Source organism: Desulfobotulus sapovorans DSM 2055, assembly GCF_059569355.1.
The window spans coordinates 493,885-506,469 of record NZ_JCANVJ010000001.1 but is presented as its reverse complement, the minus strand read 5'-3'; the positions used below and the strand labels follow the sequence as shown (position 1 = coordinate 506,469).

The window sequence follows — 12,585 nt, the reverse complement described above, 5'->3', positions numbered from 1 at the left end:
TTTTTGTGAAACCCGCAGCAGATTTTAATACTGGAACAAAGGGAACCGCGCCGTCAAGGCCGTGACTTCCGCCCGTATGGTGGCAATTTTGGCCGTATCCCCAGGATTTTTTACACATTCTGCAATCCAGGCCGCAATGGCCTGCATCTCAGGAAGGCCCATACCCCGTGTGCTCAGGGCTGCCGTGCCGATGCGGATGCCGGAAGTGACAAAGGGGCTGCGGGTTTCAAAGGGTACGGTATTCTTGTTCACCGTGATACCCGCCTGACCCAGCACCGCTTCCGCTTCCTTGCCCGTGATACCAATATTGGTGAGATCCACCAGCATGAGATGGTTGTCCGTGCCGCCGGAAACAAGGTTCAGGCCCGCATCCATGAGGGCTGTGGCAAGAGCTGCCGCATTGTCCACCACCCGCTTCTGATAGGCCTTAAATTCCGGTGACAGGGCTTCTCTGAAGGCAACGGCCTTGGCGGCAATGACATGCATGAGGGGCCCCCCCTGAATGCCGGGAAAAATCTGCTTGTTGAAGGTGGCTGTCATGTCCGTTCCGGCAAGAATCAGCCCGCCCCTGGGTCCTCTCAGGGTCTTGTGGGTGGTACTGGTCACAACCGTGGCATGGGGAAGGGGGGAAGGATGCAGTCCGGCAGCCACAAGGCCTGCGATATGGGCCATATCCACCATGAGAAAAGCATTGACGGAAGCGGCAATGGCGGCAAAACGCTCAAAATCAAGAATTCTGGGATAGGCACTGGCTCCTGCCACAATCATGCGGGGACGCAGCTCCTCCGCCTGACGCTGGAGGGCATCATAATCAATGCGCCCCGTTTCCCGGGCCACGCCATAATGACTGAACTGATACAATCTTCCGGAAAAATTCACGGGCGAGCCATGGGTCAGGTGTCCGCCATGGGAAAGATCCATACCCAGAACCCTGTCTCCCGGCTCAATGAGGCCGAAGTAACAGGCCATATTGGCCTGAGAACCGGAATGGGGCTGGACATTGGCATACACCGCACCAAAAAGTTCTCTGGCCCGGTTCAGGGCAAGGGTTTCCGCCTCATCCACAAACTCACATCCGCCATAGTACCGCTTGGCAGGATAGCCTTCGGCGTACTTGTTGGTCATGATGCTGCCCTGAGCCGCCATCACCGCAGGACTTACGATATTTTCCGAAGCGATCAGCTCCAGGCCCCCCTGCTGCCGGGCCATTTCCCTGTCCATAGTGGCGGCAATTTCAGGATCCACCGCACGAATGCTTTCCATATCCACCGTATTGCTCCTTAAAAAGAAAGGGCTCTAAACGCCCCCATTGAAATGATCCAGCCGCACCTGATGCCGCCCGCCTTCAAAGGGCGTATCCAGCCAGGCATCCACAATGGCACAGGCCAGCACATCCCCCAGAACCCGTCCCCCCAGTACAAGGACGTTGGCGTTGTTGTGGCGTCGGCTCATGCCTGCGGAAAAAAGATCGTTGCACAGGGCAGCCCGCACATGGGGAAAACGGTTGGCCACCATACTCATTCCCAGGCCCGTTCCACAGAGCAGAATCCCCCTCTCCGCACGACCTTCCGAAACGGCACGGGCCACCCTCATGCCATACACCGTATAGTCCACGGATTCCCGGCCATGGGTGCCCAGATCCTCCACGGAAAGTCCTCTGGAACGCAGATGTTCCGCCACAATGTTTTTCAGATCCACAGCCCCGTGGTCACTGGCCAGCAGGATGCTTGTCCTGTCCGTCATGATTGATCTCTTTCACTGCCGGAACCCGCAGTCATCAAAAGAGAGGCATTGGTACCACCAAAACCAAAGGCATTGGTCACTGCCGCCCCGACGGCGCACTCCCGGGCTTTTTTCGGAATATAGTCAAGGTCACATGCGGGATCCGGATGTTCCAGATTCCGGGTAGGCGGTAAAATTCCATGGAAAAGCCCCAGGGCACTGACTCCTGCGGCAAAAGCCCCCGCAGCTCCCAGAAGATGACCGGTCATGCTTTTTACTGCGGATATGGCCAGTTTTTCCGCATGATCACCGAATACCTGACGGATGGCCCGCGTTTCACAGACATCGTTCAAAGGAGTTCCCGTGCCATGGGCATTCACCCAGCCCACCCTCTCCACCGGGCAGTTTCCATCGGCCAGAGCGGCGGTCATACAGGCTGCCATGCCCGCACCTTCCGGCTCCGGAGCCGTGATATGATAAGCATCGCACCCGGAACCATAACCCTCGATCCGGGCATAGATCCGTGCTCCCCGCTCCCTGGCCTTCTCAAGATTTTCCAGCACGAGAAAGCAGGATCCTTCTCCCACCACAAAACCATCCCTGTCCTTGTCAAAGGGACGGCTGGCCGCCTCCGGTTCGTGATTTCGGGTGGAAAGAGCCTTCATCGCGGCAAAACCCGCAAGGCAGGTTCGGGTAATCACCGCCTCACTGCCTCCGGCCAGCATGACATCGGCATAGCCATCCCGGATACGGCGGAAAGCCTCTCCCACGGCATGGGCGCCTGCGGCACAGGCTGTGGCAAAGGTCAGGTTGGATCCCCTCAGCCCCAGATGCATGGCCACCATACCACCGGCCATGTTTCCGATAAAATGGGGAATCAAAAAAGGACTGACCCTTCCCGGCCCCCGCTCCGCCATCACCCGGAAGTTCTCCTCCATCACCTCAAGACCACCAATCCCGCACCCCACATACACACCGGTACGACCATCCCTGGAAAGATCCGCAGCCACCAGTGTGGCATCCTCCAGAGCCATACGGGCCGCAGCCACGGCATAGGCCATGAACAAGGGGGTTCTCCGGGCTTCCTTGCGGGGCAGATACGCTTCCGCGCAAAACCCCTTCACTTCCCCTGCAATGGTCGCGGCAAGGCCTGTGGTGTCAAAACGGGTGATGGAACCGATACCCGACTGTCCGGAAAGGAGGCCTTCCCAGGTTTGGGCAAGATTCAATCCCAGAGGGGACACCATACCAATTCCTGTCACGGCAACACCCTGAAGGGGGCGCATGGGAAAGGCCTCCGCTGACATCAGAGGGATTCCAGAAAATCAATGACGTTTTTTACCGTGCGCAGCTTTTCCGCCTGCTCATCGGAGATGTCCACATCAAAAATGTCTTCCATGCTCATCATGAGTTCCACGAGATCCAGGGAATCCGCACCCAGATCCTCCACCAGGGAGGCTTCGGGAACCACCTCATCAATATCCACGTCCAGCTTTTCCGCAATCACCTTCCGAACCTTATCCTCTATGGACATGAAAAACATTCCTTTCTCAAAAAGGAAGGATCTGCAATCCTCCTCAAAAAAATAAAAAAGGGGTCAAGCATTCCCCTTACGGGGAAAAATACTCCGTACCCCTCCTTTCTCCGCCCCTGCCCAGACCTTGCGGTCATTGGGCATCAGGCCTCCATACCCGTCAGAACCGTGCGTCCTTTGTATACACCACAGCTCTTGCAGGCAGTATGGGACATTTTTGCTTCACCACATTCCGGGCAGGCCGCAACATTGGCTGCAGCTGTTTTTTTATGCGTCCGGCGCTTGTCTCTTCTGGACTTGGATGTTCTTCTCTTGGGTACAGCCATATCAATCTCCTGAAATAATTTACATTTTTGAAAAAACAGCCCGTTTTCCAACAAAACCGCGACATAATAGCCGCTTTCCTATGGGAATTCAACGGATGCTGTCAAGTTTTTTCCTCTTCCCCCCTTGTCCGGAGCCGAGGGCTTATGCTAACTCTGTTTTTTCATGCACGCCTTCTCGTGCTTTGTCCGTATGCTTTGCATGGAAGGAATCCTTTTCCCGCATCCCTATAAAGCCAGGATCCGAATTCCCGTCCCCGCAAATCCATAAAAAAAGCAGACAAAGCACCAGAGCAAGGGACATTTTCAGCATAACCGCAAAACCGAGGTTCATTGTGAGCGATACCATCATCACCCGTTTTCCGCCGAGTCCTACGGGCTATCTCCATGTGGGCGGTGCCCGAACTGCCCTCTTCAACTGGCTTTACGCCCGAAAAACAGGCGGAAAATTCATCCTCCGCATTGAAGACACGGATATCCAGCGTTCCACCCAGGAATCCGTCAATGCCATTTTCGAAGGTCTCAACTGGCTGGGCATCGACTGGGACGCCGGGCCTTTCTACCAGACCCAACGTTTTGATATTTACCAGAGCTACCTGGATCGCCTTGTGGCTGAAGACAAGGCCTACTACTGCACCTGCTCACCGGAAACCGTAGAGGCCATGCGGGAAAAAGCCAGGGCCGAAGGCCGCAACCCCATGTACGACGGTTCCTGCCGGTACAAAAAACATGCTCCCCAGGCGGGTGCCGTTGTGAGACTTCGCACCCCGGATACGGGCAGCACCCGCATTGAGGATATCGTTAAGGGCTGCATTGCCATCCCCAATACGGAAATCGACGACTTTATACTCCGTCGAAGTGACGGCGTCTATACCTATAACTTTGCCGTAGTCATTGATGACCTCACCATGGACGTCACCCACATTATCCGCGGGGATGACCATGTCAGCAACACGCCAAAACAGATTCTTCTCTACGAGGCTCTGGGAGCATCCATTCCGAAATTTGGCCATGTCCCCATGGTTCTGGGGCCGGATCGCACCCGCCTTTCCAAGCGTCATGGCGCCATGGGGGTGATGGAATACCAGAAAATGGGTTTCCTCCCTGAAGCCCTGCTCAACTACCTGGTACGCTTAGGCTGGTCCTGCGGTGATCAGGAATTTTTCACCATAGAAGATATGAAAACCCTTTTCAGTCTGGAATCCATCGGCAGATCTCCCGGCGTCTTTGACATGGACAAACTCACAGCCCTCAATGCCGAGCACATTCAGAAAAGCAGCCCGGAAAAACTCAAACCCCTCCTTCTGGAACAGATGCAGCTTCTGGGTATTCCCCATGACCCTGAAGACCCCCGGCTGGCCGCACTCATCTCCCTTCTGCAACCCAGAAGCAAAACCCTCGTGGACATGGCCCAGCAGGCCGAAGTTTTTTTTGTAGCCCCTTCAGCTTATTGTGAAGTTGCGGCCAAAAAGAATTTCAAGGCAGAAAGTCTCGAGGTTCTCAAGAAAGTGCGGGAAAAACTCCTGCTGGTTACAGACAGTTCTGAAAGTACCATGGAAAACCTGCTCCACAGCGTGTGTGAGGAGATGGATCTGAAACTCGGCAAAGTCGGCGGCCCCCTGCGTGTTGCCCTCACGGGCAAGGGACAAAGTCCTGGCATGGGAGAAACCCTGGCCCTTCTGGGAAAAGAACGCAGCCTGCCCCGTCTGGATACGGCCATCGCCTACCTGGAAGAAAAAAAGCTGTCCCTGTCCTAGCACATTTTTTACATTCTCTTCATTTTGTGCTTGACACCCGGGCCGTTTTTCTCTAGTTTAAGCGGCGTTTGCAGAGAGGTCGTCTAATGGTAAGACTACGGACTCTGACTCCGTCTATCGGGGTTCGAATCCCTGCCTCTCTGCCACTTCCTAAAAATTTGTGCTGTAAGATCCGTCACTAAAAAAGTGAACGCAAATGGATACTTCAGTCTGGTATCCAGGGGAACAGACGATACCCCCAGATAGTACAGCATAGGAAATTTAGAAACGGGAGATGGCTTTATGCCACCTCCCGTTTTCTTTAATACTCCTCTTCCCTTCCCTTCCCTGAACCTCCAGCTCCGGCATGACCCGCCACCCCTCTCCTGTGAAATCTGTGATGTTATCGTTTTCATACTTCCGCATGGAAAGCTCGTACCGGATATTCCTGCACCCACCAGAGCTATCTTCGGGAATCCATTCCATCGGCTCCGACTCTCCGTGAAATTTGGCGCACTTCAAGGGTAGACACCAGAGACATGGACATTGCAACGGTACAGACAGATATGAGGCCAGTCCTTTCCAGAGACGCCTACAGGCTTTTAAGCTATGCAGCACAGCCGGTTCAAGATACCGGAAAACGATCAGGGCATGGGGGCCATCCCTGAGGGGGTGAGGAAGTGGACAGCAGTTTGCCATAAAACAACGGTTACGGCTTGAATACCCTGGATTTAAGTCAATATTATGTTCATAAAATTATATGCATATCCAGCCTGTTATTCAGATAAAAATTTTATTTTATCCCTCATTTATGCCTTGAAAACCATAAAAACACCCTTAGTATACCTCCAGCCTATTTGATATTATCCGTATTTGATTTTTGCTCATTAATTGCATGGATAAAAAAATGGACAGATAAGACGGTGCCATCGATACAAGGTGCCAATAAAACGGACACCCCCCTTCAACACCAACCGTCTTTACATGTCTGCATCCTGTCCTCTGACGCCGAATACCCGAAAGCGGACTTACCACAATACCGGTGCTTTCCCAGGAGGATAAGGGTTTCAGCCCTGAAAAATGAATAAAAGTTCAAAAATGGTATCCGCATTGCATTATCAGAAAACAGCTCCCGGCTTCACACCAAAGGAGCATTGCATATCACCCCATCATCAGTAAGGAGGCCCCATGCGCCATCGGATTCTCATGTTCTCCATTCTCACCTTCTGCGGTCTCAGCCTTGCCTTTACCGCCGGTGCGACAGAAGTCAAAAAACCCTTTACCGTGGGAGCCGCCATCGGCTATGCCGTGGAAAATTTCAACGTGGATCCCAATCAGGACAACACCTTTTCCGGCCATGTCAACGTGGGCTACCGCTGGATGGACGCCCTGGCCACGGAACTCCAGTTTGACCACATGAGAAAATTTGATGTGGAAAACCCTTTTTCAAAAGACAGCCTGGACATCAACACCTATATCCTCATGGTCAAATACTATCCTCCCTTTGGAGATGTCACCCGGGCCTACCTGGGAATGGGTATCGGTCTCATGGATGTCACGGTCAATTTCAAGGCCGGTGAAGTGGGAACGGTAGAGAACCGCACCCGGGCCTGCGGCAGACTGGGTTTCGGCCTTGAACGGAGCCTCACGGAAAACTGGATTCTGGAAGGTGCCGCAGGGTATGTGGGCGGTCATGACGGCCTGGATGATATTGATTATTTCACCTGGCACGCTGGTCTGAAATACCGCTTCTGATTTTTCCCGAACCAGCCTCCCTTTCGGGTATGGGAAAACTTCTCCCATACCCGGAAGCCTCCCTGAATCCATAAAAAAACCTTTCAAGCCCATCAAAAAAAAACAAACCATACCAAAAACTTATGCCTGAAAAATTCATACGGAAACAAGCCGGCAGGCATGGACTGTCTTGACAGATGGCCCGTATCTTCCTAAATCTCTGCGCACATAAGGAAAGGATTCTCTTTTCCATCTAACCTCTCTCAGCCGGATATCCGGCGAAAACGCCGGGAACATTATGTCAAGTTATCAGCATTTCATCGTTTTCCTCCTTGCCAAAGCCAACCAGAAGGCCCAGGGCATTCTGAAACGCTATCTGAAACCCTACGGGCTGACACCCGTACAGGGACTTGTCCTTGAAGCCCTGTACAACCAGGATCCCCTCACTGCCGGTGAAATCGGAAAATGCCTGCTTCTCGACAATGCCACCGTTTCCGGTGTACTGGATCGTCTCACCGAGGCTGGCTGGATTCATAAAACCGGAGATACGGAAGATCGCCGTGTCATTCGTGTTTCCCTTTCGGAAATGGCTCTGGCACATCGAAAAATTCTGCATACGGAAAGGGAAAAGGTAACCCAGGAAATTCTCTCCCCCTTTTCCCCGGAAGAACGCATTCTCCTGAAACGGCTCCTTCGGGATCTTTACCTGGATACGGAACGCTGAAAAGCCTTCGTCCCAGGCAGCCCCCATGCGGCCCCCCCTTCACTCCGGGCCCGGCAAACAGCATAAGGAATACCATGGCCAAGAAACGGATCAGTCTCTCCCTTGCCCCCTCCATCAAAAGACTGTCTTTTCCCGAAGCAGAGCAGCAGCATTCCTGGCTTCCCATGCTTCTCGACGCCTATCACGTCGCAGACCAGGGGGTTACCGCAGCCATACGGAGGGAAGAGACAAAGGGCAGAAAGCTGGCCTGTGCCAGAGGGTGTTCCGCCTGCTGTGTCACCCACCGGTCCATACCCGTTTATCCCATTGAGCTGGTGGGTATCACCTGGTATGCCACAGAAAAACTGGAAGAGCCCCTGCGTAGCCGCCTGCTCGCATGTCTTGAGGAAAACCATCCCGGAGACCCCTGTGTTTTTCTTGTGGATGGTATCTGTGCCATCCATCCCATGCGTCCCCTTGCCTGTCGCCACTTCAATGTCTTTTCCACCCCCTGTGCCGAAGGGGAAGACGCCTATTTCACACGGAAAAAGGATGTACTCATTCCCATTCAGGACTATATGGACGAAGCCTTTTTTCATATGCTGCCCTTCTATGGTGTATCCAAGGCAGGAGATCGCAGGAAAATTCTTAAAAAAGGTCTGCAGCATGATGCCGCCAAGGAATTGCAGAGTCTGCGCTGGGCAGAACTGGCGCGCAAAATGAAAGTCTACCACCGCCAGGACGCCTGATTTCCTGAAAAAACAAGACATCTTTCTGCGCTTGGAATCCCTGTGCCGGATCTCGCTGCAAGCGGGTTCCCGAAAAGACCCATGGGATTTTGACGAGGCGAACCGATCCTGACCATGCAAAAATCTCCCGTTCCATTGGCTCAGATCCGGAACAGAACAGCCCGCCCCCTGATCTGGCGTCTGCGTTCCGCAGATGAAGAACTCACAGAACGCCTGCACAGCACCATGGGATGCCTGCCCGTTACGGCAAGGGTTCTCGCTGCCAGGGGACTCACGTCCATTTCTTCCCTGAGAAAGTTTCTGCATCCCAGCATCCAGAACCTTCCCCATCCCGACAGTCTTCAGGATCTCTCCCTGGCTGCACACCGGATTGTTCAGGCCCTCATGCAACGGGAAACCATCCTGATTTTTGGCGATTATGATGCCGACGGCGTAACAGCCACAACGCTGATGCATAGCTTTCTTTCCCGTTTCAGCCCCCATATCCGTTTTCACCTGCCCCACAGGGAAAGGGAAGGCTACGGCTTAAAACCCCAGCATATCCAGGCCTTCGTCCAGTCCGGAACAGGTCTTGTCATTACCGTGGACTGCGGTATTTCCAGCCATGAGGCCATTCGTGAAGCCAGAAAAGCCGGGCTGGACGTCATTGTCACAGACCATCACAGGCCCGGAGACACGCTGCCCGATGCCCTGGCCGTGGTGGATCCCCTGCGCCAGGACTGCACCTCCGGTCTGGGCAGCATGGCAGGGGTGGGGCTGGCCTTCTACCTTGTCATGGCCATACGCAGACATCTCAGGGACAGGGGCTACTGGAAAACGTTTCCGGAGCCTGCTCTGCTTCCGGAAACAGATCTTGTGGCCCTGGGAACGGTAGCAGACCTTGTCCCCCTGACCGGTGTCAACCGCATTCTGGTACAGGCAGGCATTGCCTGTATTCAGAAAACTCCTAGACCCGGTGTGGAAGCCCTCTGCCGGGTTGCGGGTGTCGCTCACACCGATGTGGACAGCGAAGCCATCGCCTTCCGTCTGGCTCCCCGCATCAATGCTGCGGGCCGTATGGCCCACCCGGAACTTGCCCTGCAACTGCTTTCTGCCCCTTCCGTGGAAGCCGCCATGCCCCTGGCCCTGGAACTGGACAGACTGAACAGCGCAAGACAGGCGGAAGAAAACCGCATCCTCGTCCCGATCGAGGCCAGACTGGAACAAGCAGCCACTTCCCCTCAGAAATCGGCCCTTGTACTCCATGAAAAGGACTGGCCCCTTGGTGTTATTGGTATTGTGGCATCCCGCCTGGTACGGCGTCACCATGTCCCCACCGTCCTCATTGCCATAGAAAACGACATGGGACAGGCTTCTGCCCGCAGTGTTCCAGGCTTTGATCTTTACGCTGCCCTGAGTGCATGCAGTCCCCTGCTGGAACAGTACGGGGGACATGCCATGGCGGCGGGTTTCCGCATTCTGAGCCGGAATATTCCTGCTTTTCAAAATCACTTCTGTGCCGTGGCAGCCCAGCATGCCCATCTCTGGGACAGCCCTCCGCCTCTCATGGTCGATGCCATTGTGGATCTGGACTCCCTCAGCCTGAAGCTCCTTGCCGAGCTGGACGCTCTCGGCCCCTTTGGCATGGCCAATCCTTCCCCCCTGCTTGCAGCGCGTCATCTTGAGGTTGTCCGCTCCTTTCCCATGGGCAACCAGGGAGCCCACCGCCGGCTTATCCTGCGCCAGCCCACGAGTCTCCGCACCCGACAGGTTTCCGCCGTGGCCTTTGGTGTGGGAAAGGATATCCCATTTCCACAACATATGGACGTATGTCTTTTCAGAATACGCAAGGGATGGCTCAAGGATGAAGAAATTCAATTGCACATTGAAGGCTGGGCCTGAAAAAAAACAAAGGTTTTTCTTGCGTCGGAACAAGGCTTTCCCTATGATACGCGGTAATTGATACAGGGCATGCGGCGGGTTCCGCACAGCCCCTACCTTCCACATCACAACCCGCAGAGGTCATGCAATGGCAAAGGTTTTCCGCCCGAGTAACCGTGAATCAAAAATCCTCTCCAGGATAGAATCTTCCAAGGAACGGGAGCGGGGGCAGGCCTTGCACATGGTGCGAAATCATGCCGACATGCTGAGCAACACCGTCTCCATGAAACTTGTGGAAAATGAGATTGTCGAAACCACAAACAAGAACGGTCTCCAGGCTCAGATTCTCAAAGCCCTTGAAGGCCTTGGTCACATGGAAGATTTTGATCTCGATTATAAAATCGCCCCCTATCGCCAGGTTGCCGCCAATCCCAATGTTGTCACCCTTTACCTGACCGCCTTTGTCATTGAAGATCTCATCAAAAACAGGGATATTGTGGATGTCTATGGTTCAGATGAAGATATCTATCACTGCATCCATCCCCAGGTAGAACGCTTCATGGCACTGGAAAAACCCTGAATTCAGAACAAAACCGTCTTTATTTAAACACGTATCCCTTCAGCCAACAAAGTGCCTGAAGGGATACATGTTTATGACGGTTTTTCATAGGAAAATCAGGCAGCCTCCCCCCCCCGCTGCTGGCGAAGATGTTCCTGAATCCGCAGATATTCCATTTCATAAAAGAAATGCTTTTTACCCATGGCGGGTTTCAGATCATCAATCCAGTGGGCTTCAGGGTCATAGGCGGCAAAAAAGACCTGGTTCACCCAGTCCGGATTACGACCCTGAATAAATTTCAGCACCATCACCCTTTCCCCCCCAATCTCTGCCAGACCATCCATAAGAATTTTACCCGGGCCTGCCGACATGGAGGGACCCCGAACCGTCCGGCACAAGCCTGAAACCTTTCTGTAGGCCTCCGTAAAAATCCCGTAAGCCTTTACCAGAGGGACATTAAAATACCCCACAGGCCCCGTATCCCGCTCCATGAACATATAATAAGGTACCGCTCCCAAGGCAACCTGACGCTTCCACATACGGGCCCAGACTTCCGCATCATCATTGATGTGACGGATCAGGGGTGCCTGACAGCGAATCTGGGCTCCTGTCCCCCGTATTCTCGACATGGCCTGCTCAACGGCAGGAGTAGACAGTTCTCTGTCGTGGCTGAAATGAGCCATCACGGAAAGATGGTAACCTGCGGCAACAATATCTTCAAAAAGACGCAGAATATCGTCTGAATCCTTATCGCTGATATAACGATACGGCCAGTAGGCAAGGGTTTTGGTGCCAAAACGGATGCTGTCCAGATGTCCGGGTTTTCTTTGGAGAAGGGGATCCAGATATTTACGCAGCAGTTTGGCATGCATTACCAATGGATCCCCTCCCGTAAACAGCACATCCGTCACCTCAGGATGTTCCGCCAGATATCGTGGCAGAAGATTTTCATCATTGCTGGCAAAACGAAAAGCCGTATCCAGCCCCACAAACTGGGGCCAGCGGAAACAGTAGGTGCAATAGGAATGGCAGGTCTGACCCTGGGTCGGGAAAAACAGAACTGTTTCTGGGTATTTATGCTGCATTCCCGTAAGCATCTGCCCATCAAGCATGGGAACGTTCAAGTCCATCTGCCCGGCAGGGTGAGGATTCATGCGCTGATGCACCTTGCGCACAAGGGCAGAAAAGGCTTCCCGATACCCTTCCCGGTCATAGTGCCGCAAACGCACCAGATCCTTTTCCGGTATCATCTCAGACTGGGGAAAGGTGAGCTGGAAGATGGGATCTTCAGGGATCCGATCCCAGTCAATCAGCTGATCCACCACATAATTGCTTACCCTGAAGGGAAGGATGCGGGAAACCAGCTTCATGGATCGGACTCGATCGGTGGGTATCTTGTCCAGTTGGGGCAGGGTATGAAAATTATCAAGGGTATAGGGGTGGTAGCGGGGTCTTGTGCTGTCTTTTTCCATGGCCTCCATCCTTTCCGGTTCCTGGAACAGGGGCTGGGCTACTTTCCTCCCGTGTTTCCGCACCGAAAACCCGAATTTGCAGCCCGCCATCAAACTATCTGGATCGGAAAAAAGGCCCTCATCAATTTAAATATCGACCTGCCTTTCAGATTCCGGGAACCGTTTTCCGAAATCATTCGTATACATCTGACTT

The 12,585-nt window shown here is 53.6% G+C and carries 12 protein-coding genes and 1 tRNA gene; 7 read left to right on the top strand and 6 right to left on the bottom strand.

The features are described 5' to 3' along the window. Positions 1-24: 24 nt before the first annotated feature. The 5 genes from glyA to rpmF all read right to left on the bottom strand — a co-directional run bounded on the left by glyA (position 25) and on the right by rpmF (position 3,582). On the bottom strand, positions 25-1,269 hold the full coding sequence (glyA, locus tag BR04_RS02090; RefSeq protein WP_496354321.1) for a serine hydroxymethyltransferase: 1,245 nt from the start codon (positions 1,267-1,269) through the stop codon (positions 25-27). Between the two features lie 27 nt (positions 1,270-1,296). Continuing rightward, on the bottom strand, positions 1,297-1,743 hold the full coding sequence (gene rpiB, locus BR04_RS02085; RefSeq protein WP_496354320.1) for a ribose 5-phosphate isomerase B: 447 nt from the start codon (positions 1,741-1,743) through the stop codon (positions 1,297-1,299). Then, positions 1,740-3,008, bottom strand: coding sequence for a beta-ketoacyl-ACP synthase II (fabF, locus tag BR04_RS02080; protein WP_496354319.1), 1,269 nt, complete (start codon positions 3,006-3,008; stop codon positions 1,740-1,742). The genes rpiB and fabF overlap by 4 nt, the downstream gene beginning before the upstream one ends. 20 nt (positions 3,009-3,028) lie before the next feature. Then, positions 3,029-3,256 carry an acyl carrier protein gene (gene acpP / locus BR04_RS02075; RefSeq protein ID WP_496354318.1) on the bottom strand — a complete coding sequence of 76 codons (228 nt, stop codon included), beginning with the start codon at positions 3,254-3,256 and terminating at the stop codon, positions 3,029-3,031. 143 nt (positions 3,257-3,399) lie between these two features. Next, positions 3,400-3,582, bottom strand: coding sequence for a 50S ribosomal protein L32 (gene rpmF / locus BR04_RS02070; protein ID WP_496354317.1), 183 nt, complete (start codon positions 3,580-3,582; stop codon positions 3,400-3,402). A 332-nt stretch (positions 3,583-3,914) separates the two neighbouring features. On the opposite strand from rpmF, the gene gltX reads away from it, so the two are divergent. From gltX to BR04_RS02035, 7 genes are all read left to right on the top strand, one after another. Beyond that, positions 3,915-5,336 (top strand): glutamate--tRNA ligase, encoded by a 1,422-nt coding sequence (gene gltX, locus BR04_RS02065; RefSeq protein ID WP_496354316.1) that lies wholly within the window; start codon positions 3,915-3,917, stop codon positions 5,334-5,336. A 72-nt stretch (positions 5,337-5,408) separates the two neighbouring features. Continuing rightward, positions 5,409-5,482 (top strand) — tRNA-Gln (locus tag BR04_RS02060). Between the two features lie 1,021 nt (positions 5,483-6,503). Then, positions 6,504-7,070, top strand: coding sequence for a porin family protein (locus tag BR04_RS02055; protein ID WP_496354315.1), 567 nt, complete (start codon positions 6,504-6,506; stop codon positions 7,068-7,070). Between the two features lie 277 nt (positions 7,071-7,347). Then, entirely contained in the window at positions 7,348-7,773 is a 426-nt protein-coding gene (locus tag BR04_RS02050; RefSeq protein WP_496354314.1) for a MarR family winged helix-turn-helix transcriptional regulator, read from the top strand. A gap of 74 nt (positions 7,774-7,847) precedes the next feature. Continuing rightward, positions 7,848-8,501, top strand: a complete 654-nt coding sequence (locus BR04_RS02045) for a YkgJ family cysteine cluster protein (RefSeq protein WP_496354313.1) — start codon at positions 7,848-7,850, stop codon at positions 8,499-8,501. 114 nt (positions 8,502-8,615) lie between these two features. Then, on the top strand, positions 8,616-10,382 hold the full coding sequence (gene recJ / locus BR04_RS02040) for a single-stranded-DNA-specific exonuclease RecJ (protein ID WP_496354312.1): 1,767 nt from the start codon (positions 8,616-8,618) through the stop codon (positions 10,380-10,382). A 220-nt stretch (positions 10,383-10,602) separates the two neighbouring features. After that, a complete protein-coding gene (locus BR04_RS02035; protein ID WP_496354311.1) occupies positions 10,603-10,941 on the top strand; it encodes a Rossmann-fold NAD(P)-binding domain-containing protein in 339 nt (112 codons plus the stop codon). A gap of 95 nt (positions 10,942-11,036) precedes the next feature. Here the strand turns inward: BR04_RS02035 and BR04_RS02030 are convergent, their stop codons facing one another. After that, positions 11,037-12,392, bottom strand: a complete 1,356-nt coding sequence (locus BR04_RS02030) for a KamA family radical SAM protein (RefSeq protein ID WP_496354310.1) — start codon at positions 12,390-12,392, stop codon at positions 11,037-11,039. Positions 12,393-12,585: the final 193 nt, after the last annotated feature.